Source organism: Halorientalis brevis (genome assembly GCF_023077655.1).
Genome location: NZ_JALLGV010000008.1, coordinates 334249 through 356127, shown reverse-complemented (window position 1 = coordinate 356127; position 21879 = coordinate 334249). Strand labels below are relative to the sequence as shown.

The following is a 21879-nucleotide window of genomic DNA, read 5'->3' as shown; positions in this document are numbered from 1 at the left end:
TCGTGCAGTGTAAAGGTTTCGCGCCTGCTGCGCCCCGTAGGGCCCGGTATCTTGTCTCAGATACCGTCTCCGGGTTCTCGCTCTCACGACCCGTACCGATTATCGGCACGGTGGGCCATTACCCCACCGTCTACCTAATCGGCCGCAGCCACATCCTACAGCACCGTAGTATTTCACGCTCCTCGGTGTTCCACCGTAGAAGCACTATCCGGAATTAGCCTCAGTTTCCCGAGGTTATGCCGGTCTGTAGGGTAGTTTGGCCACGTGTTACTGAGCTATCCGCCACGAGTCTGAACTCGTGCAACTAGCATGGCTAAGTCGGACTCCGATAGCAATGGCCTCCGGCAGGATCAACCGGAATGGTTCCCCAATCATGGGGGGCTGGCGGAGACACGCTATGTCTCTGTCCGTCATTCGGTGATAATACATCACCGAACTGTCAGGGCTCACATCAGATCCCATCTGTACGGCAAAGCCGCAGGGGTGAAATCCTCATCTTTCGAGGCGCTGCGAAGCAGTGCCCCTATCACGTATCATCATCAGCGAGGAGACCTCGCCTAGAGTGTCGATGGCGTAGCGGCCTGAGGCCGCTGGCCGCCATCTGCCGCGTACATTACCTCCGATGGGGGTGATACATAAATACCCGTCGATAGAGACGGCTGTGTGGCAACCAAAACCACAACACAGGTCAGCAGTCCACAGAAGATATTGATGGATATGTTCGGGACTGTACGCCGATCTCCCCCGGAAAATAGTGAAGCCGCTGAGAACTTCGCTGGGGCGCAACAGAGACGAAGCCAGCTGTAGCAGAAGCGAGGAACCCACTGTGGTCACATTCGCGCACGTGCGTAAACAACAAATAATTTCGTCGTCAGTAGCCCTCAAAACGCACGTACAGTCCGACTGTTGCTCGTCTGAGGCAGAAGGCCGACCACTATCCAGACGATCGAGCACGGAGAGGGCGCGATTCTGTATAGCGGTATGCAGTACATTGGCGGCACGACCCGGACGCGTCGGGCTTTTACGCAACGACCGTCTACGGGCCGCTAATGGTCCAGAACGTCGCGCCGCTGATGGCTGAGCTCGAGCCCGAGGATTTCTATCTGCTCTCGGGGATCGAGCAGGGGATGCGGTTCTCGGAGTGGGTCGCAACGCAGAAGATCCCCGATTTCTCGCGGCTCACACCGGAGAACGTCGACTACCGACTGGACCGCTGTGAGGACCGCGGGCTGATCGAGCGCAAGACCATCCAGTACACGGGCTACAAACTCACCTTCGAGGGGTACGACGCGCTGGCCCTGCACGCGCTCATCGAACGCGACACCATCGAAGCGTTCGGCGCACCGCTGGGGGTCGGCAAGGAGAGCGACGTCTTCGAGGTGAAGTCCTACAAACCGCTGGCACTGAAGTTCCACCGCGAGGGGTACACCAACTTCCGGGAAGTCATGAAAGAGCGGGAGTACACGTCCGACAAGGACCACGTCTCCTGGCAGTACACTGCCCGGAAGGCCGCCGAGCGCGAGTACGACGCCCTGGAGGCGCTGTACCCCGACGTCAGCGTCCCGCGTCCGATCGACCAGAACCGCCACGCCATCGTCATGGAGAAGATAAACGGTGCAGAACTCTCCCGGACGAAACTCGAAGACGAGCAGGTCGTGCCGGTTCTCGATCTGATTCTCGACGAACTCCAGACGGCGTACGACGAGGGCTACGTGCACGCGGACATGAGCGAGTACAACGTCTTCGTCAACACCGAGGGAATCACCATCTTCGACTGGCCCCAGGCCGTGCCGACCGACCACGAGAACGCGTCCGAGTTCCTGGCCCGAGACGTCGAGAACCTAGTCAGTTACTTCAGACGCAAATACCCGCAACTCACTGCCGACATTGACGCGGACGCCGTCGCGGACGCGATTCTCGACGGTTCCTTCGAGACCGCCCAGACCCACGTGTGAGCGGGGAGCCCCAACGTCTCCCGCAGTTCGAGTAGACCCATCAAAACTGGGTCCCCGACAGAGCAGGCTCGACAGTCGCGTGGCCATCAATGACGAGTTCCCCAACGTGCCAGTCGTCGCTAGAGAGACGGCATCCGTCGGGGGCAACGGACTGTTCTCCGTGACCTGACCGAGCAGACGCTCAAGCGCTCTGCAACCTGTTTCACCGGCGCCAGACGATACCGCGACGAATGAGAAACGGTGCGACAGGGAGACTCATAAATGGCATGTCGCGATACCAAATTTGGCACGCAGGTCGTCTCGAAGTGTCCGAAACGGCGAACAGGGAGACGAAGTCGACGGCGGAACGGCGGGGACTGAGGAATAGGACTCGGACGCGAGTATGCACGAAGCGTCCACGCGGTCGTGGAAGTTCGAAGCGCTTAACCGATGAAGGGGGAAAGAATCGGTAACTCGCTGGTCGACGGGCACCAGCGGGCACCTGCCGTGCCGTGCGGACCTCCGCGCGGCCCACAGGTCGGGATGTGATTCCCCCCGGGGAATTGAACCACGCAACGCCCGTGGTGACGAACCATGGCACGAAGCTTCTACTCCCATATCCGAGAGGCATGGAACGACCCGGACGACGGCAAACTCGCCGAACTCCAGTGGCAGCGACAGCAGGACTGGCGCGACCAGGGCGCCCTCGAGCGCGTCGAGCGCCCGACCCGCCTGGACAAGGCCCGTTCGCTGGGCTACAAGGCAAAACAGGGCGTCGTCGTCGTCCGCGCGAGCATCCGCAAGGGTGGCGCACGCAAGCAGCGCTTCACGGCCGGTCGCCGCTCGAAGCGCCAGGGCGTGACGCGCATCACCCGCCGGAAGAACCTCCAGCGCGTCGCCGAAGAGCGCGCCACCCGGAAGTACCGCAACCTGCGCGTGCTCAACTCCTACTGGGTCGGCGAGGACGGCCGCCAGAAGTGGTTCGAGGTGATCCTGCTGGACCCCGAGCACCCGGCCATCCAGAACGACGACGATCTCAACTGGATCTGTGACGACTCCCAACGCGGTCGAGCCTACCGTGGCCTGACCAGCGCCGGCCAGTCCAACCGTGGTCTCGACGAGAAGGGCAAGGGCACCGAGCACACCCGCCCGAGCGTCCACAGCGGCAAAGGCCGCGGCAAGTAAGACCACTTTTTACTGCGTCGGGTTTCCTCGGTCGCCTCCGGCGACCTGCGGGAACCGCTCACACCAGAAATCTTCGATTTCTGGTTTGCTCACGAGACGCACCGCGTCTCGTGAACCTTGTAAAACCTGGACTAAAACGACCTTCACGCTCGCTTTGCTCGCGTGAAGTGAACCGTGCGCCCGCGGCGCACGGATGCTCGAAATACAACCCCCAACATCGGCAAACACCCGTGGCACCGACAGCCATAGATGCAGGCCTGTGGAACTGGCAAGCATGGCGAACGCCATGGAAAGCCGCCGCGAAGCCGCCGAGTTCGACACCGAGTTCGAGCGGCTGCGCGAGCGCGTCACGCTTGCAGACGACAGCCGCGAGTCGATTCCGGTCGTCGCGCCGTTCACGGGGGAACAGGTGGGGACCATTCCGGCCGGCACCGAGGCCGACGTCGACGAGGCCGTCGAGCGCGCCCGGGCCGCCGGCGAGCAGTGGGCCGAGCGCTCGCCCGAGGAGCGCGCGGCCGTCGTCGACGAGTTCCACGACCTCGTTCTCGACCGCCAGGACGAACTACTCGACGTCATCCAGACCGAGACGGGGAAAGCCAGACTCGACGCCTTCGAGGAGGTGCTGGACGTGGCGTCGACGGCCCGCTACTACGTCGAGCGCGGGCCGGGCCTGCTCACACCCACCCGCCGTGAGGGAGCCATTCCGCTGGCGACGCGGACCGAGGTACGCCACCACCCGGTGGGCGTCGTCGGCATCATCAGTCCGTGGAACTATCCCCTCGCCCTCAGCATCTCCGACGCCATTCCCGCGCTCATCGCGGGCAACGGTGTCGTGTTCAAGACAGCGGCGGAGACCTCCGTCACCGCGCTCAAAGCGCTCGAACTGCTCGAAGAGGCCGGCCTCCCCGCGGACCTCTGCCAGGTCGTCACGGGACGGGGGAGCGAACTCGGCGAACCGTTGATCGACCGCGTCGACTACCTCACGTTCACGGGAAGCACAGAGACCGGTCGGACGGTCGCGGCGCAGGCGGGCCGCAACCTCATCGACTGCTCGCTGGAACTCGGCGGGAAGAACCCGATGCTGATTCTGGACGACGCGGACGTCGACGTGGCGGTCCAGGGAGCGATCGACGGTTCGTTCACGAACGCCGGCCAGCTCTGTCTGTCGGCCGAACGCATCTACGTCCACGAGACGGTAGCGGACGCGTTCACCGAGCGGTTCGTCGCCGAAACCGAGACCCTCCACCTGGGCGTCGGCTACGACTGGAAGACCGACGTGGGATCGCTCACCTCCGAAGCGCACCTGGAGAAAGTCGAGGCGCACGTCGAAGATGCCGTGGACGCGGGTGCAACGGTGCTCGCCGGCGGCGAGGCGCGGCCCGACGTCGGCCCGTACGTGTTCGAGCCGACGATCCTGACTGACGTGCCGGAGTCGGCCGAGCTCTATCGGGAGGAGACGTTCGGCCCCGTGGTGTCGATCTACGAGGTCGGCTCGGTCGAGGAGGCCATCGAGAAGGCGAACGACACCGAATACGGACTCAACGCGAGCGTTTTCACCCAGGACAGCATCCTGGGTCGGGAGGTCGCCCAGCAGATCGAAGCCGGAACGGTCGGCATCAACGACGCCTACGGTGCCAGTTACGGCTCCGTCGACGCGCCGATGGGCGGACGAAAACAGTCCGGCGTCGGCCGCCGCCACGGCAGCGAGGGACTACTCAAGTACACCGAAGCCCAGACCATCGCCGAACAGCGCACCGGCCCGGTCGCCCCACCGGAACCACTCCCGCACGAATGGTACGCACGGCTCATGACCGGGCTCATGCGCGTACTCAAGCGGATCTCCTGAGCCAGTCGGTGCTGCAAGCCGGCCGTGCGATGCTTTATCATACTGGGCGTCGTACTGGTGGTATTCGTCCACGGGTGTCGGTGCGTTGCCGCGGACCCTGGAGGGAACCCATGAAGATCGCATGTGAGAACTGCGGGCGGAAGGTTACGGTGAATCGAGAGGGTCAGGAGTCGCGAGCGCCGATGCGCTACTGCCGACGGTGCGGTGAGGAACTGCCGCCGAAGGAGGAGTGGGAACGGCTAGCGCAGTAGGACCGCACTGGCAGTGACACCTCGTGAGCGCACGGTCATGTGAGTGGTGACAGTATCGCCAGTGCCAGCAGGGTGGAGAATTCCAAACAGCAAGCAGACGGCGAGCAGAGCGAGCCGTGTCCGGTCTTTTTCGCCCACGTTTTTCGAGTTCACGAAAGCGCGGCGCTCGTGAGTGAACTCGACGATGAAAAAGGTGGGCGTGCGAGTTTTCAGTGTCCCCAGCGGAACCGTAACATGGTCGGCCTTGCCACGTACACCCGAACGGGGAAACAGATCGCCGCCGACTTCTCCGCGAAGAACGTGACGTTCATGGCCGCGGGACTCGCCTACAACGCCTTCGTCTCGCTGGCCCCGCTGCTGTTGCTCGTGCTGTTCGTGACGTCCGTGCTCGGGGGAGACCTCGAAGGGCGACTCGTCGCGCTGGCACAGTCGGGACTCCCGACGCCGATCGCCAACGTCGTCACGCAGGTGTTTCAGGGTGAGTCGGGCGTCGCGGGCGCGTCGGCGGTCGGGATCGTCGTGTTACTCTGGGGGACGCTGAAGATATTCCGCGGGCTGGACACCGCGTTCTCGGAGATCTACGAGACCGAGGGGAAGAACACCTTCGTCGACCAGCTGGTCGACGGACTGATCGTGCTGGTAGCGCTGCTCGTCGCAATCGTGGCGACGATCGGGGCGACGGCCGTGTTCGCCGTGCTGGCGGGGACGATTCCGTTCGTCCAGTATCTCACTCCGGTCGTCCTCATCGCCGGGTTGGTCGTCGCGTTCCTCCCGATCTACTACCGGTTCCCGGACACGGACCTCGACTGGGAACACGTCCTGCCGGGGGCGATCTTCGCCGCGGTCGGCTGGGCGGCGCTCCAGGCAGTGTTCCAGGTGTACCTCACGTTCTCCAGTGGCGGGTCCGGCGACTTTTTCGGGGGCGTCATCGTCGTCATCACCTGGCTGTACTTCTCCGGGCTGGTACTCCTGCTGGGAGCCGTCATCAACGCGGTCATCGGCGGGTACTCCTCGGGGAAAGCCGGCGGCGTCGGCCAGGGCGCGACCGGCCACGAGACTGACCGCGAGGAGACGCTCGACCGCGAGGAGTTCGCCGAGTACCTCACGGAACTCCGGGCGGAACTCACCAGTTACGACGCGGGAACGAAGCCGTTCGCCGAGCCCCAGATCGGCGACCGACACCTCGACCCGGAGACCCCGGTCACGCTGATCGAGCAGAAGAAGCGGGACGGTGACAAAAAGAAGTGGGCCGTCTCGTTCCGCTGGACGACCGACGAGACGTCGGCCGGTCGGTCGAATTCGACCGACGACTAGGGGAGTCGCGAACGGGGTCAGGCTACCCCCAGACGGCCTGTTCGCGGTCCATCCAGGTGACCACGGCCACGTGGGGCAGCGTCAACATCGCGATGAGCACCAGATACACCGCGAGCAACCCCAGCACGTCGCCGGGACGGCGCGGGACGAACAGCCAGAGGCCACCGAGCAGTGCGAGCGCCGCGAGCGTTAGCGGCGTCGCCTCGACGGCAAACCGGCCGAGTGCCGACCAGAGCCGGCCAGTCCGGACCGCATCGCGCGTCCGCCGTGGCAACAAGACGAGCCGGACGATGTGTCGCAGCGAGTGCCACACGCAGAAGTAGACGCCGATGGCCAGCAGGGGAGGGACCACGGCGAAGTAGACGGCGAGCAGTAGCGTCTCGCCCGCGTCGATCAGCCAGGGGGTCCGGTCCGAGCCAGTCCGGACGTATCCCAGCGCGAGGTATCCCGCGATGAGCAGGCCGTACGCGGCCCCGAGTGCCAGCCGCGTCTCGACGCGGAACAGCCACGTCAGCCCCGCGAGCGAGTCCGCCTCGAACAGGGACGTCAGCGCCAGCGCGACGCGCCGGTACCAGTCGGGGAAGGCGAGCAGGGGCACGAGCATCGGGAGCCCGCCGCGAACGACGACCGCGAGCGCGCGCTGCAGTCTGCTCTCCAGCGCCTCGACCCGGGCGAACGCGAGCAGAGCGTAGAGGTCACCCTGGCCCCAGTGGAACCAGGTCAGCAGGATGAACCCGGCAAACGCGACCACGGGGGCGACGTACCAGACGACCCCGTAGGCCAGTCCGCAGACGAGGTAGAGCAATCCCACTGCGCCCATCGCGCGCCAGGTCGGACGCCGGCCTCGCACGCGGGGGAGCGCCAGGTGATCGACGGCGCCGTGGGGCAGTCCCAGAACGAGGGCGCTCACCGCCAGCGGGACGGCCTGGACCCAGAGGGGAACTGACGCCCCGAGCAGAAACGGGACGACGAGAGCAACCGTCACGAGCCACCCCGGCCAGAGGACGCCGCTGGCGATGGCGTCGCGAGCGCCGGCAGTGAGGTCGACGCCCGGAACGGACTCGGACACGGGTCACACCCCTGCAGACTCGCGGACGTCGGCGTACAGCGTCTTGACTTGCGGCCAGCGGTCGGTCACCCACCAGAACAACAGCAGGCCCTGGACGACGAAGAGGTTCGTCGACAGGAAAAAGAGCAGTTCTTCGATGGGGAGACCGAGCACCCCGACGCCGGTCAGGTACTGTTCGTCGAACGTCCAGATGCCGAGTTCGATGGCGATGCGGTCGGCGACCCAGAGATAGGCGCTGGGAACGAGCACGCCGACTGCGAGCGTCCGGCGCAGTTCCCAGAGCACGGGCCAGCCGAAACCCCACTGGAGCGCCAGGACGGGACCGGCCCACAACAACAGCGCCCCGAGGTAGTAGGTCGACTCGGAAAGCAGCAGCAGGCCCACACCGGCGACGAGGCCGCCACCGAGGACGCCCAGTGCACGATCGCCGAGAGAGATGCCGAACGGCCGGTCGGCCCGAGTTGGAAGACGACAGAGCCAGAGACTCGTGATCAGCGGCTGGAGGACGAAAAACAGGTACTCCTCGAGCGGGGCGTGCCAGAGTCGCGCGCGGACGGCCCCCTCGCCGTAGGACCAGACCCCCGTCGCGATGAGGTGGTTGTCCCAGGGGGTCGTGTAGACGACGGCGATCACGACGAGCAGGGCGACGCCAGCGGGCGCGGCGTACCGGCGACCGTCCGGCGGGAACTGAGTCGTCAGCGCCAGCCCGACGAGCGGCGGGAGGACGAACACCAGATGGAACTGCAGATAGCTGAGCGTGAGTACCGGTCCGACCGAGGGGAATCCAGTCATCACCGATCACCCGGTCGATACCCGACGGTCCGCCGCAGTTCCCCTATTCGTCTCGACACGTCCTGGTGTTGGGCGGGGACCGTCATGTCGTTTTGGCTGTTGTGTCAGAGTGATTCGTTCGGAGAGCTGTTGGCGAGAGGCCAGACCAAGCGGGGCGGCGGCGTTCAGCCGGCAGGCGCGGCGGCCTCCGGGGCTTCGACGGTGGCCTGTTCCAGCGTGCTCCGACTCCGCAGCAACAGGAAGCCGAATCCGACCTTGGCACTCACGTCGAGCACCATGAACGCGGCCGTCTCCCAGTACAGCGGGACGAGTGCGAGCCCTTCGGTGCCGATGAGCCAGACGATGGGGTAGGCCGTCCACAGCAGGATCGTCAGGTTCCGGAGCGTGCTGAACAGGTCCCCGACGTCACCGGGTTGGGTCGCCGCCTGGGCAGACAGCCGACTCACCAGGATGTACAGCAGAGCGAGGAAAAAGCCCGAACTGATCCCCCACCAGACGATCCGGAACGTCTGGCTCACGGTGATGATCGTGGCGATGAACCCGGTGACGATCATCCCCACGTCGAGACCCACGAGCGTCCCGATCGTGTTGCGATTCGCGCCCGCCAGCAGCGCCAGATCGAGCAACAGGAGCGGCGTCGTAAACAGCCAGTCCGCGTACCGGGCCCAGTAGATGTCGAGGGCTGCCTCCTGCCACGGGACCTGGAGTTCGATCAGGCCAAAGCCCATCGCCATCGAGAAGTACGACAACGCGGCGATGACCGGAATGAAGATCGTCACGATGTAGAACGCCTGTCGCTCGGGGTCCTCTTCGCGCCAGCCCATCCCGATGAACGCCAGCGCCCCGAGCGCCATCAGTGCCGTGCCGATCCACAGCCATATCGATTCCGTACCTGGTTGTGCCATGATACAATGAGCTTAGGAGACGACGATGATAAATGTCATTGGACAAAAATATTAGTATCCGCGCTGAGTGGTCTCGTAGGTTTCTCTTTCCCTACCCTGAAAACACGGGCGTTTCTAAACTAATATTATTAATTATATATTAACGGCGAGCAGGGTGGCCGACGTCGCTCGCGAGTACATGAATCGTGGGTGGTCGTGTGCCGAGTTTGCATTACGCAACTAGGGATACCCCGGTTCCTGTGGACGGTTCAGTCGCAATGTCGATACAGACAGACGCGGTGTACGAACGGGGAGTCCATCTCGCGGCCTGGCAGGCGGGCGTCGTCGGTGGTCTCGTCGGGGCGGGCGTCATGGCCGTCCTGATGGTACTCATGAATCCGCCAGTCCTCACCGCAGCCATTCCGGCCCTCTACGGGGTCAGCGGTGGGATCGCTGGCGTCACGATCCACCTCGCACACGGTGCGGTCCTGGGGGTCGCGTTCGCGGCCGTCGTCCAGTCAGGTGCAGTGGGGGACCGCACGGTCGGCCGGTTGCTCGGGGCGGGAATCGTCTGGGGCGTTCTCGTCTGGGCGACGATGGCAGCGCTCGTGATGCCGGTGTGGCTCGCAAGCGTGGGCTTTCCCATGGCACCGCCGTTCCCGAACTTCGCCGTGCCGAGCCTCCTGTGGCACGTCGTCTACGGCGGGGCCCTCGGCGCGGTGTACGTGGTCGTTCGCTAACCACTCGTCCATTTTTTCTAACCGACGTGGAGACGACTCGGCAACAAAGGGGCTTTACTCTCGAATCGTCTGGTACCGACCATGGAGCCGCCGGGGGCAGCAACGGTCGTCGTTCGCTACGGTGATATGAGCACGAAGAGCAGTCGCGTCCGCCGCGACATGGAACACCAGCTCGTCGAGAACATCGACGCGCTCCTGACCGATCGCGGGATTCCCGGCGACGTCGAGCGCCACTCGACGCGACCGCTCGTCCGGACGACGTCCGAGGCAGTCCGGGACGCGGCCGAGGCCGCTGCCGACGCGTTCGGCGTCGTCTCGACCAGCCCCGCGCGGTCCGTGCCACCCGAGAAAGACGCCATCCTCAATGCCCTCGCCGAGACCGCCGACGCCTGCTACGACGGCGGGAGTTTCGCCGTCAACGCCCGTCGGTCGGGGACGGACTACCCGTTCACGAGCGAGGAACTCGGCGAGGACGGCGGCCAGGCCGTCTGGGACGCCGTCGAGCACGAGTTCGAGCCGGCGGTCGACCTGGAAGACCCTGACGTCTGCTTCAACGTCGAGGTCCGGGAGGACGAAGCGTTCCTCTTCTTCGAGAAGGTGTCGGGACCTGGCGGGTTACCCCTTGGCAGCCAGCGCCCGGTCGTCGCCCTGGTGAGCGGCGGCATCGACTCGCCCGTGGCGACCTACGAGATCATGCGGAAGGGCTGTCCGGTCGTCCCGGTGTACGTCGACCTCGGCGAGTACGGCGGCCAGGACCACCGGGCGCGGGCCGTCGAGACCGTCCGCACCCTCCAGGGGTACGCACCCAACTTCGAGATGCCGCTCCGCGTCGTGCCCGGCGGCGACACCGTCTCGCTGCTTGCCGACGAACTCGAACAGGGGCGGATGCTCGCGTTCCGTCGGTTCTGTCTGCTCGTCGCCGAAGCGGTCGCCCTCGAGGAGGACGCTCGCGGGATCGTCACCGGCGAGTCCATCGGCCAGAAGTCCAGCCAGACCGCCCAGAACCTGAGCGTCACCAGCCCCGTCACGGACCTGCCGGTCTACCGACCGCTGCTCACGACGGACAAGAACGTCATCACCGAGCGCGCGAAGGAGATCGGCACGTTCCACGACTCGACGATTCCGGCGGGCTGTAACCGCTTTGCCCCCGGACAGGCCGAAACCAACGCCCACCGGGACCGGCTCACCGAGGCCGAACCCGACGACCTCCGCGACCGCGCACGCGAAGCCGTCGACGACCTCGAGCTCGTCGACACGACGTAATTCCGCGCTTCGCCCCGAGATTTTTGCCCGAAGACCGGACCACCCAGTCGCGTGACCGACGTGGGACACAGAGCACTCGTCGCCTACGAACGCGACAGCGACCGCTACGACCTGCACTACTCACACTGGGGCGCACACCGGTGGCAACTCGCGACCGCGATCACGCCCACACAGCCCTACGGACAGCCAACCACTCCGGAGAACGTGACAACCGCGACCGTCGATCCAACACCGCTCGCGACGGACTGCTCGTTCGGCGAGGTCCTCGAGTCCCTCGATTTCCAGCAGTACGAGGCGTTCTATCTCGTGACCGAGGCGTTCGCGGTGGAACCGTGGCTCGTCTGCTGGTTCGGCGTCCCGGGCGTCGACGAGAACCGACCCGGAGACGGCGGTCTCGTCGCCGTCGATCCCGAGGCCCCTCGTTCCGACGGGGCGGCCCTTCGAGAACAGATCAGGGACGCGAAAGAGACGGTCTGTACGCTGGTCGCCCGGGATCGAATCGACAGCGCGACGGCCCGAGCGGCGCTGGCCAGTACGGTCCAGTCCTGGGGACGGGAGGGGCGCACCGTCCGTCTGGGTCCGACGGCGAGCACTGCAGTCGAGTGAGCGACCGGTCCGCAACTGGGCCGGTCCCGACGGGCTTATTCGCCCGAAGGCCGGTAGTTTCGAGCAGTGACTGCGAACCAGGGGACGCCTGCAGAGACCGGCCAGCCTGTGGCCCACGTCGCGAGCCCGACGCCAGCCCAGGCGCAGGAACAGGTTGCAGCCGCCATCGACCGCGGCGACCTCGTGACGATCTTCGGCCACTGTACCGTCGAGTACGACGGGCGAGCGTCGAGCCACCTGGGCCCCGGCGACCGGCTCGTCGTCTGCAAACCCGACGGGACGACGCTCGTCCACACCGACGAGGGACACCAGCCGGTCAACTGGCAACCGCCGGGCTGCACGCAGGACGCGCGACTCCGCGACGGCCAGTTCGAGCTTCACAGCGTCCGCTCGACCCCCGAAGAGGAACTCCTCGTCACCTTCGAGGAACTGTTCCAGGTGACGGCCTACAACCTCACCGACGAGCGTGAACTTGCGCTCGTGGGAACCGAATCCGATCTACGGGACCGCATCCTCGACGAGCCCGCGCTGCTCGAACCGGGATTTTCCCCGTTGGCGACGGAACGCGAGACGAGTGCGGGCGCCGTCGACATCTTCGGCGAAGACGAGCGCGGGCGGCGGGTCGTCGTGGAGTTGAAGCGCCGTCGGGTCGGTCCGGACGCGGTCGGCCAGCTCACCCGGTACGTCGACGCGCTCCAGCGCGACCTCCACGCCGACGCGGAAGTCCGTGGGATCCTCGTCGCACCCTCGGTGACCGATCGGGCGCGGGAGTTGCTCGCGGAAAAGGGGCTGGAGTTCGTCGCGCTGGAGCCAGAGACCGATGCCGTCGCCGACGAGCCGACGGAATAACTAACCCACCCGGACAGTCCTTTCATCCACGAACAGTAGTTATAGACGTGTGCGCCATACCGGACCACGAATGCACCAATCGAAAGACGACCTCCCGGTTCGGATCGACACTCCGGACGCGGTGGCGCGCCGGCAACCGGACTTCGGTGACGCGACCGACTACGGAACGCTCGGTGCGGAGCACTTCACACTCACTGGGGGTACCGACATCACACCACTGCTCGAAGGACTGGAGGACGACATGTGCCAGTCACCGCACTGGGGCTACGTTCTGGACGGACAGCTCACGGTCACCTACACGGACAGCTCTGAGGAAACCGACGAGGGCGGGGACATGTTCTACTGGCCGCCTGGCCACACGGTTCGAGCCGACGAGGACTCGGACTTCGTCCTCTTTAGCCCCCAACACGAACACGGCGAAGTCATCGACCACATCGAGCAGCAACTGAGTGAAACTCCGTAGCGGGCGGCGTCACTCCTCGACCTGTTCCTGGAGTTGCTGTAGCAGACTGAGTGCTTCCAGTGGGGTGGTCGTCGCCAGGTTCTGCTCGCGAATCGTCGCCGCGAGGTCGGCGTAGGGCTCGTCCGAGTTCCCAGTGCCGTCCGCGCCGCCGGGCGCCTCTCCGTTCGCCTGCACGGTCGACGGGTCGTGCCCGTTCGTCCGGTTAGTTCCTTCGTGTGCACTTTCCTCCTCGACCGGCTCCTCGGCCAGGAGTTCTCGCGAGCGTTCGACGACGGCCTCGGGAACGCCGGCTTCACTGGCGACTTCGACGCCGTAGGACGCCGCTGCCGGGCCAGGGCGAATCTCGTGGTCGAAGACGACGTCACCGCCAGAGCTACCCGCTGACGAGCCGCCACTCGCTTCGGTCGCGGAGACATCTCCCCGTTGATCCGCGGCGAAGTGGAGGTTGAAGACGCCGTCGAGCGAGTCAGCGGCGGCGGTCAGTTCGTGGTGATGGGTCGCAAACAGCGTGCGAGCCCCGAGTTCGTCGTGGACGTACTCGGTGACGGCGCGAGCGATGGCGAGACCGTCGGTCGTGCTCGTCCCGCGGCCGACTTCGTCGAGCAGGACGAGCGAGCGCTCGGTGGCGTTGTCGAGGATGTCGGCGAGTTCCGTCATCTCGACCATGAACGTCGACTTCCCGCCGGCGATGTCGTCGCTGGCACCGACGCGGGTGAACACCCGGTCGACCAGGGAAAGTTCGGCGGCCGCGGCCGGGACGAAACTCCCGGCCTGGGCCATGAGTTGGATCAGCGCGACCTGGCGCATGTACGTCGACTTCCCGCTCATGTTCGGGCCGGTGATGACCGCGAAGAAGTCGTCGGCACCGAGGTGCGTGTCGTTCGGGACGAACGACTCCTGAGTCCGCTCGACGACCGGATGGCGACCGCCCTCGACGTGGGTCGCCTTCGGCTCGTCGACGAACTCGGGCTGCGCGTAGTCGTGTTTCGCGGCCACCTCGGCCAGCGACACCAGCACGTCGAGGGTCGCCAGCGTCTCCGCCAGTGATTGGACGCGCTCGGATTCGGCGGCGACGGTCGCGCGAACCTCTTTGAAGAGGCGATACTCCAGGTCGTCGGCGCGCTGTTCGGCCTGGATGATCTCGTCTTCGCGGGCCTTGAGCTCCGGCGTGTAGAACCGTTCCGAGTTCTTCAGCGTCTGGCGCCGCGTGTAGTCGTCGGGCACCGCATCGAGGTTGGCGTTGGTCACTTCGATGTAGTAGCCGTGGACGGAGTTGTGGCCGACCTTCAGCGAGTCGATGCCCGTGCGCTCGCGCTCCTGTCGTTCCAGCGAGTCGATCCAGGCTTTCCCGGACCGTTCGGTCTCGCGGAGGTCGTCCAGTTCCGCGTCGTATCCCTCCTTGATGACGCCGCCCTCCGTGACCTCGATGGGCGGTTCGTCCCGGATGGCGCGCCCGACGAGAGTCCGGACCTCGGCGAGGTCGTCCAGGTCCGCGCGGAGCGCCCGGAGCCTGTCGCACTCGCAGTCGGCCATGGCCGCCTTGATGTCGGGGACCACGTCGAGGGTGGCTTTCAGCGAGCGGAGGTCACGGGCGTTGGCGCGGCCCCGAGAGACGCGCGAGATGAGGCGCTCGACGTCGTACACGTCACGGAGGAGGTCGTGCAGCCGCTCGCGCGTGCGAACGTCGCCAGTCAGTTCCGCGACGGCGTCGTGGCGCGCCTCGATTCGGTCGCGCTCGACGAGCGGACGGCGCAGCCAGTCTTTGAGTTCGCGACTGCCCAGCGCACACGCCGTTTCGTCGAGCACGTCGATCAGCGTCGCGCCGGCCCGCCCGTGGACCGCGCGCCGCTCGAACAGTTCGAGGCTTTCGAGCGCGACGGCGTCGAGCAGCATGTACTCGCGCGGATCGTACCGCGTGAGGTGGTTGAGGTAATCAAGCCGCCCCCGCTGGCCGTCCTCGTCCCCCTCGGCACCTCGCGTGTACTCGGCGTAATCGAGGAGTGCGCCGCAGGCCCGAATCTCCACGTCGGTCGCCAGCAGGTTCTCTGGCGACCCGAAGTACGACGCGACCATGTCGCGGGCTGCGTCGAGTTCGAACACCGCCTGGTCGTACGGCGTGACCATGCACTCGGCGTCGAAGGGGTCGGTGGGCGCGTCGGGGCCGACGATCGCCTCGGCGGGACCGAACCGCCCGAGTTCGTCGGCGATGGCCGACTCACGGTCGGCGCTCGTGGCGTAGAAGTCCCCCGTCGAGACGTCGAGGAGCGCGAGGCCGTACGCCCCCTCACCCGCCGCGAGACAGGCGACGAAGTTGTTGTCGTCGGTCCGCAGGAGTTCGTCCTCGGTGAGCGTTCCCGGCGTGACGATGCGCGTGACGGCGCGGTCGACGACGCCCGTCGTCTCCTCGGGGTCCTGGACCTGGTCGGCGACGGCGACGCGATAGCCGGCGTCGAGCAGCGTCTCGATGTAGCTCTCGGCGTTGTCGATCGGGATGCCCGCCATGGGATACTGTCCCGTCGAGTCCTCGCGTTTGGTGAGCGTGATCTCACAGAGTCGCGAGACCCGCTCGGCAGCGTCGCAGAAGGCCTCGTAGAAGTCACCCACCTGAAAGAGAACGAGCGAATCGTCGTAGGTGTCGCAGAGCTCGAAGTACTGGCGCATCATGGGCGTCAGCTCGTCCGCCCTGTCGGCCATTTTCTCGGGTGCGCCGAGTGCCGCGTCCATACGCGTGGGACAACACCGCCGGCGGCATAGGCCCTCCGGAACAGGCACGTCCCGTCCGGGGGTCTGCGGGTCTTGGCGGCTACTTGCGCGAGTTCGCGCCCATCCGGCGGATGGCTTCGACGAGCTGGCCGAGCCCGGCCTGGACGTCGTCGTCGAAGAGCGCCCGGAGCACGCCCAGCGGCCCGAGTTTGTCCGGCGGTTCCTCCTCGGTGAACGCGCCGAGGCCGGCGTCGACGGTCTCGACGACGCGCGGGTCGCCGACGGTCGCACCGAGCGAGAGCGCGCGGCCCAGGCTCTGTCCGAGTTCGTACGGTTCGAAGTCGGCGTCCTCCTGCACGTCGGTGAAGCCAGCGATCATCAATCGGAGGTCGGCGATGGGGTCGCGGGCGTCCGTTGCGGCCTCGCGCAGTTCGGGCACGAGTTCTTCGAGAAGGCCGTGGCTCGCGTCCAGCAGATCGAGCAGTTCGATGAACGTGTCCGCGTTCTCGCCGAGTTTTCTGACGAGGACGAACGTCTCCTCGCGTTCGAGCGCCACCCGGAGCTGGGCCATCGGCTCGCGGGCGTCGGTCGCTGCCTCGCGCAGTTCCGGGGCGATGTCTTCGGCGAGCCCCTTCGTCGCGCTGGCGAACTCGACGAGTTCGGCCAGGTCCTCGGCGTTGTGGCCGACCGTTTCGAGCAGGGTGACAGTCTCTTCGCGTTCGAGCGCGACACGGAGGTCAGCCAGCGGTTCGCGGGCGTCGGTCGCCGCCTCGCGCATCTCTGGGGTGAGTTCCTCGCCGAGCTGTTTGGTGACGACGACCAGCTCCACCAGCTCCCGGAGTTCGTCGGCGTTGGCTTCGACGGTGTGCAGCAGCGCTCGCGTCTCCGGGTCCAGTTCCGCAGTCGTGACGCCGTCGTCGGCGTCTGAGGTGTCCGACATCGTCACCACCTCATGGGATCGGGTCGTAGCCGCGCATCCACATGTTCCAGTACATCGGCGGGATCACGTTGACGTCCAGCACCCAGTTCGAGCGCGTCTCGACGGGGGCCGCGATCGGGTCCTCGTAGTTGAACTCGGCGATCATCGCCTTGCCTTTCTTCGTCAGCACCGGACAGGCCGTATAGCCGTCGTACTCGGCCCGGAGCGGCCGGTCTGCCATCACCGCCTTCAGGTTCTTCACGAGAACGTGGACCTGCTTGCGAGCGGCCGAGGCCGTCCGCGAGGTCGGGAGATTCGCGTTGTCACCGATGGCGAAGACGTCGTCGTAGTCGTCGTGCTGGAGCGTGTGTTTGTCGACGGTGACGTACTCGCCGTCGGTCAGCGGCGAGTTGTCGGTCAGCGCCGGCTGGCCGTACTGTGGCGGGACCGGCGCGTAGAGGTCGTACTCGACTTCGCGGCCGTCCGTCGAGACGACGCGCTCGTTCTCGTAATCGATCTCCTCGACTTCGAACTCCGCGAGGAACTCGATGTCTCGCTCGGCCCAGATCTCCTCGACCTTGCCGTTGTAGTGTGCCTTCGGCGACGGCGGCGTGCCGAAGGGCGCCTCGGTCGGTTTGGCGACCGCGACGTCGACGTCGTCGCGGATGCCCTGGCGGCGGAAGTAGTCCTCGGCGAGCATCGCCATCTTCAGCGGCGCGCCCCCGCACTTGATCGGCGTCTCGGGGACGGTGACGAGGAACTGCCCGCCGTCGAAGTCCTGGACGGCCTCGCGCAGGGCGACCGCCGCGTCGTAGTGGTAGAAGGGGTACACCGCGTCGGTCTCTTCCCAGGCCTCCAGCATGCCGGGGACCGACTCCGGCGCGAGGCGATTGCCGAGGGCAGAGATCAGATAGTCGTACTCGAGCGTCTCGCCGTCGGTCTCGACTTGCTTCGCGTCGGGATCGACGCCCTCGACGGTCGCCTGCACGAACTCGACGCCGTCGCGCAACAACCCCTCGACCGGTCGATGTTGGTTTTCGGGCTCCATGTACCCGAACGGGATCAGATAGTACGCGGGTTGGTAGTGGTGTTCCGCGCTCTTGTCGACGACCGTGATCGACGCGTCACGGTCGAGTTTCCGGTCGAGCATGTTCGCCGCCATCGTGCCACCGGCCCCCGCACCGAGAACGAGAACGTCATCAGTTGGCATAGCGGCCATTGGCTCGCCAAATACAAAAGACTTTATTTAATACATATATAGTGTGTTGTACAAAAAGAACAATATAATTCGTGGATCTGGCCCTCGATCTCCCGGAACGGGGAGTGGCCCACGGTGAGAGAGGGCGTCAGTCGGCCGTCGAGCCGGTCGACGGACCCTCGGTAGTCCGGAGTTCGCGGACGCTGCTGAGCACGACGGCGCCGCTCACTACCAGGGCCGAGCCCAGGATGAGCACGATACTCACGGTTTCCAGCGCGTCGATCCCCAGCGGGTTGCTGAGGTTCTTGCTGGCGACGGCCAGACTGCCGGCCAGCAGCATCGCGGCGAAGTACCCCTTGATGTCGTCCTCGTCGGCGAGACTCGTCGCCGCGGCGCCGATGCGGGCGCCGAGAGCACTCCCGCCGAGCAGTGCGGCGACGACCGGGATGTTGACGTAGCCCGACTGGGCGTAGGTGAACGCGCCGAACGCGCCGGAGAGGGTGATCTGCAGGATGTCCGTCCCGACCGCGACGGCGGCGGGCACGCCGAAGCCGTACATCATCGCTGGCATCAGGAGGAACCCGCCACCGACACCCAGGATGCCCGAGAGGACGCCGATGCCGAAGCCGACGGCCAGGATGATCCAGAGCGAGACGGTTGCGCCGCCGTTGAGCGAGACGAGCGGCGGTATCCGGATGTCCTGCAGGTGCGAGGCGAACCCGCCCTCGTCGTCCTCGCCGGTGGACTCGCTCCGCGCGTCACGGAGCGTGATGAGTCCGACCAGCGCCAGCAGGCCGATGTAGGCGACGCTGATGAACAGGTCGAGCGCACCGAGCGCACTGAGGAACTCGATGACGTACTTCCCGACCTCGATGCCACTCGTCATGCCGACGACCATCAGCACTGCCAGTTTGTAGTCGACCTGGCCGAGGCCGCGGTGTCGAAGCGCCCCGATGACGGAGGTACCGAAGACGAAGGCCAGGCCGCTGCCGACCGCGACCTCCGACCGGAACCCCATGACCAGCAGCGCCGGGGTGACGAGGAACGACCCGCCCATGCCGAAGAAGCCGAACAGGATGCCGATGAGCAGGCCGAAGCCGGTGAACGTCCCCAGCATGAGAGCACTCATTCCGAGTAGTTCCATCGCTACTCACCCCGCACCAGGTCGATGACGTACGTCCCGAGGGCTCGTTCGAGCGCGCCGTACCCGACGTAGAGCGCGATCGCTTCGAGCAGGACCAGGCCCACGAGGGCGGCGGCGTGTGCGTTTCCAGAGAGGGATTCGATTCCAAACATGATAGTGGAGAGTGATTTCCCTCAGTCGTCGGCGACGGCGCTGTCAGAGGTGGCAGCACACCGGTTCGGCCCGAGTTCGAGTTCGGTCTCCTCGTCGTCGTCGTCGGGTTCGTACTCGCCGGCGTTGGTCGCGATGACCTGCTCGTAGTTCGGCGGCTTCGACGGGAGGTTGTCGAACATGTGCTCGACGAACTCGTCTTCGTCCATCCGGAGGATCTCGTTGTTCTCCCAGAGGTAGCCGACGGTCGAGAACATCGGCTGGCCGGGCGTCACGTCGATGTACTCGCCGTCGTCGGTGACCGAGAAGTGACCCGGCAGGATCTTCACGTCGTTCGACTCGGTCATGATGACCTTGTGGAGCGTCTCGTACTGGACGCGCGCGCCGTCGCGGGCGTCCTGGTCCGCGAACTGCAGCTCCGTCCGACCGATGGACTCGACGAACAGCGTGTCGCCGGTGAGCAGCGCCTCGTCGTCCACGAGGTAGGAGGTCATGCCCGTGGTGTGCCCGGGCGTGTGGACGGCTTTGATCTCGACGTCGCCGAGTTCGACGACGTCGTTGGGCTCGATGGGGTCGAACTCGAAGTCGGGGTCACGCGTCTCGGCGGGCTTGCCGAGGTGGTACGGCACGTCGAGGCGGTCGGCGAGTTCGCGGCCCTTCGAGATGTGGTCCGCGTGGATGTGTGTGTCCAGGACGCGCGTGACTTTCAGCCCGTACTCGCTGGCGGCGTCGAGGAACTCGTCGGTGGCCCGGGTCACGTCGACGAGGGCGGCCTCGCCGGCGCGCTTCGAGCCGACGACGTAGCCCAGACAGCCCTTCGAGCGTCGCTGGAGCTGCAGCACGACGAGGTCGTCGTTCTCGGTGGCGATGGGTGCAACGTCGTACACCATGCTCCAGGCCTCCATGCCGCCCTCGACGGTCTTGACGTCGTGGGCGAGGCCTTCGCGTTCGAGGTACTCGGCGAAGCTGCTGGCGGAGTTGCCCGTCGCACAGATGGTGACGACCGTGTCACCCGCGTCGAGGTCGTCCGCGTCGAACTCGCCGACGAGTTCGTCGTCGTCGCCGGAGTACTCCACGTTCTCGGCGTCAGCGATGTGCCAGTCCGCGTAACTGTCCGGGGACCTGGTATCGAAGAGGACGAAGTCCTCGTCGGCGTCGATCATATCTCTCAGCTGTTCTGCCGTGATTGTCTCGACCATCGTCGCTGTATTGTACCGACAGCCCACGTAAAACGATTCGAGCGGGGAGAATAATTTCTCTTAGATACTGAGAACGAACGGGTATCGGAGAAAGTACCCGAAATAACTTCCGGGACATCACTCGGCTACCACGAACTGAGACACCGATATTCGCGTGCGAAACGTGACACTCGAGACGACGGTACCAGTAAGGTCTTTACGCGCAATCCGCTAGAGAGTATTGTAAAACCAATGCAAACCCCAGACGTCGAGGAAGCGCTGATGGACCTGCCGCCGAGTTCGAAATTCATCTACAAGACGCTGTCGCGGGAGGGGTCGATGACGCTGAAGCAGATCACGGAGGAGACGCTCCTCTGTTCCCGGACGGCGCGCTACGGACTCACTCAGCTCGAGGAGGAGAACCTCATCGAGGCGGCACCGGCGCTTCACGACGGGCGACAGACCTGTTACAGCATTAGCTTTCGGTCGATCGGGCGTGACCGAACCGGCTACCCGGAGCAGGTGCTCGTCAGACCGGACAGCGCGTACGACCGACTGTCGGAGTTCAAGACGGACGATCCAGACCTCCGGCTCGTCGAGATCTCGACGGAGTACGACGACGGCCACATTCCGGGCGCCGTCGAGCTCGACCCGCGAGCCGACTTCCTGGATGCCGGGACGCGGACGATTCCGAGCGCCGACCGGCTCGAAACGATGCTCGGCGAGCGGGGCATCACCCCGGACAGCACGGTCGTCCTCTACAGCGACGAGTTCAACGAGTTCGCAGCGTTCGTCTACTGGACGCTGAAGTACTACCGCCACCGAGACGTCCGACTGCTCAACGGCGGCAAACACTACTGGACGGAGAACGGCTTCCCGATGACGGGAACGACGCCGTCCGTGACCCCCGTCGAGTACGAGGCACAACCCCCGAACGACCACGTCCGGGCGTACCGGCAGGACGTGCAGGACGCCCTCTCGGAGGACGTGTCCATCGTCGACGTCCGGTCACGCCAGGAGTACTGCGGGGAAGCGGACGCACCCGCTCGCGCCAACGGCCACATCCCGCGGACGGTCAACATCGAGTGGGAGAGCGTCGTGCGAGAATGTGGCCGATTCGAACATCCGCGGGCGCTCGAGCGCCCGTTCGCAGAGGCGGACATCACCGAAGAGGACGAGATCATCGTCTACTGTAACGTCGGCGAGCGGTCGGCGCTGGTCTGGTTCGCCCTCTCGGAGCTGCTCGGCTATCCGGACGTCGCGAACTACGACGGCTCCTGGACCGAATGGGGCAACCTCGTCGACGTCCCCATCGAAACCTGCGACTCGATCGAAGAGTGACCGGGACCGATCGCGAATCGTTCTGAACGCACCATTTCTCCGGGCTCGGT

Annotated in this window: 19 protein-coding genes and 1 rRNA gene; 10 read left to right on the top strand and 10 right to left on the bottom strand. The window is 65.5% G+C overall.

All coding sequences use genetic code 11. The features are described from left to right. Nucleotides 1-361: ribosomal RNA gene (locus MU553_RS19800) — 16S ribosomal RNA — on the bottom strand; the annotation flags it as partial. 688 nt (nucleotides 362-1049) lie between these two features. Here MU553_RS19800 and MU553_RS19795 point away from each other — a divergent pair. The 4 genes from MU553_RS19795 to MU553_RS19780 all read left to right on the top strand — a co-directional run bounded on the left by MU553_RS19795 (nucleotide 1050) and on the right by MU553_RS19780 (nucleotide 6530). Further along, complete coding sequence (locus tag MU553_RS19795; protein WP_247380902.1) at nucleotides 1050-1955, top strand: serine/threonine-protein kinase RIO2; 906 nt, start codon at nucleotides 1050-1052, stop codon at nucleotides 1953-1955. Nucleotides 1956-2528: 573 nt separating this feature from the next. Next, nucleotides 2529-3119 carry a 50S ribosomal protein L15e gene (locus MU553_RS19790; RefSeq protein WP_247380899.1) on the top strand — a complete coding sequence of 197 codons (591 nt, stop codon included), beginning with the start codon at nucleotides 2529-2531 and terminating at the stop codon, nucleotides 3117-3119. Nucleotides 3120-3393: 274 nt separating this feature from the next. Beyond that, nucleotides 3394-4965: a succinic semialdehyde dehydrogenase gene (locus tag MU553_RS19785; protein WP_247380897.1), complete on the top strand. Its 1572-nt coding sequence runs from the start codon at nucleotides 3394-3396 to the stop codon at nucleotides 4963-4965. Nucleotides 4966-5450: 485 nt separating this feature from the next. Further along, nucleotides 5451-6530, top strand: a complete 1080-nt coding sequence (locus tag MU553_RS19780) for a YihY/virulence factor BrkB family protein (protein WP_247380894.1) — start codon at nucleotides 5451-5453, stop codon at nucleotides 6528-6530. A gap of 22 nt (nucleotides 6531-6552) precedes the next feature. On the opposite strand, the gene MU553_RS19775 is transcribed toward MU553_RS19780, so the two are convergent. The 3 genes from MU553_RS19775 to MU553_RS19765 form a co-directional block, all read right to left on the bottom strand. Continuing rightward, nucleotides 6553-7599 (bottom strand): Brp/Blh family beta-carotene 15,15'-dioxygenase, encoded by a 1047-nt coding sequence (locus tag MU553_RS19775; RefSeq protein ID WP_247380890.1) that lies wholly within the window; start codon nucleotides 7597-7599, stop codon nucleotides 6553-6555. Between the two features lie 3 nt (nucleotides 7600-7602). After that, nucleotides 7603-8391: a lycopene cyclase domain-containing protein gene (locus tag MU553_RS19770; protein ID WP_247380887.1), complete on the bottom strand. Its 789-nt coding sequence runs from the start codon at nucleotides 8389-8391 to the stop codon at nucleotides 7603-7605. Nucleotides 8392-8555: 164 nt separating this feature from the next. Beyond that, on the bottom strand, nucleotides 8556-9296 hold the full coding sequence (locus tag MU553_RS19765; RefSeq protein WP_247380884.1) for a bacteriorhodopsin: 741 nt from the start codon (nucleotides 9294-9296) through the stop codon (nucleotides 8556-8558). A gap of 257 nt (nucleotides 9297-9553) precedes the next feature. Here MU553_RS19765 and MU553_RS19760 point away from each other — a divergent pair, with 257 nt between their 5' ends. The 5 genes from MU553_RS19760 to MU553_RS19740 all read left to right on the top strand — a co-directional run bounded on the left by MU553_RS19760 (nucleotide 9554) and on the right by MU553_RS19740 (nucleotide 13196). Then, nucleotides 9554-10015 carry a histidine kinase gene (locus MU553_RS19760; protein ID WP_247380881.1) on the top strand — a complete coding sequence of 154 codons (462 nt, stop codon included), beginning with the start codon at nucleotides 9554-9556 and terminating at the stop codon, nucleotides 10013-10015. A gap of 81 nt (nucleotides 10016-10096) precedes the next feature. Next, nucleotides 10097-11278 (top strand): tRNA sulfurtransferase, encoded by a 1182-nt coding sequence (locus tag MU553_RS19755; RefSeq protein ID WP_247380878.1) that lies wholly within the window; start codon nucleotides 10097-10099, stop codon nucleotides 11276-11278. Between the two features lie 51 nt (nucleotides 11279-11329). Continuing rightward, nucleotides 11330-11884: a DUF6735 family protein gene (locus MU553_RS19750; protein WP_247380875.1), complete on the top strand. Its 555-nt coding sequence runs from the start codon at nucleotides 11330-11332 to the stop codon at nucleotides 11882-11884. Between the two features lie 66 nt (nucleotides 11885-11950). Continuing rightward, nucleotides 11951-12733: an endonuclease NucS gene (nucS, locus tag MU553_RS19745; RefSeq protein ID WP_379814383.1), complete on the top strand. Its 783-nt coding sequence runs from the start codon at nucleotides 11951-11953 to the stop codon at nucleotides 12731-12733. Between the two features lie 70 nt (nucleotides 12734-12803). Then, nucleotides 12804-13196, top strand: coding sequence for a cupin domain-containing protein (locus tag MU553_RS19740; RefSeq protein WP_247380873.1), 393 nt, complete (start codon nucleotides 12804-12806; stop codon nucleotides 13194-13196). Between the two features lie 9 nt (nucleotides 13197-13205). On the opposite strand, the gene mutS is transcribed toward MU553_RS19740, so the two are convergent. From mutS to MU553_RS19710, 6 genes are all read right to left on the bottom strand, one after another. Next, on the bottom strand, nucleotides 13206-15920 hold the full coding sequence (gene mutS / locus MU553_RS19735; protein WP_247380869.1) for a DNA mismatch repair protein MutS: 2715 nt from the start codon (nucleotides 15918-15920) through the stop codon (nucleotides 13206-13208). 79 nt (nucleotides 15921-15999) lie between these two features. Continuing rightward, a complete protein-coding gene (locus tag MU553_RS19730) occupies nucleotides 16000-16839 on the bottom strand; it encodes a DUF1641 domain-containing protein (protein ID WP_247380868.1) in 840 nt (279 codons plus the stop codon). A 10-nt stretch (nucleotides 16840-16849) separates the two neighbouring features. Beyond that, nucleotides 16850-18028 (bottom strand): NAD(P)/FAD-dependent oxidoreductase, encoded by a 1179-nt coding sequence (locus MU553_RS19725; protein WP_247380867.1) that lies wholly within the window; start codon nucleotides 18026-18028, stop codon nucleotides 16850-16852. Between the two features lie 136 nt (nucleotides 18029-18164). Further along, entirely contained in the window at nucleotides 18165-19160 is a 996-nt protein-coding gene (locus MU553_RS19720; protein WP_247380865.1) for a sulfite exporter TauE/SafE family protein, read from the bottom strand. 2 nt (nucleotides 19161-19162) lie between these two features. Continuing rightward, entirely contained in the window at nucleotides 19163-19312 is a 150-nt protein-coding gene (locus tag MU553_RS19715; protein WP_247380863.1) for a DUF7512 family protein, read from the bottom strand. Nucleotides 19313-19333: 21 nt separating this feature from the next. Next, a complete protein-coding gene (locus MU553_RS19710; protein ID WP_247380862.1) occupies nucleotides 19334-20509 on the bottom strand; it encodes an MBL fold metallo-hydrolase in 1176 nt (391 codons plus the stop codon). A 231-nt stretch (nucleotides 20510-20740) separates the two neighbouring features. Between MU553_RS19710 and MU553_RS19705 the strand changes: the two genes are divergently transcribed. Continuing rightward, nucleotides 20741-21829, top strand: coding sequence for a rhodanese-like domain-containing protein (locus tag MU553_RS19705; protein WP_247380860.1), 1089 nt, complete (start codon nucleotides 20741-20743; stop codon nucleotides 21827-21829). Nucleotides 21830-21879: the final 50 nt, after the last annotated feature.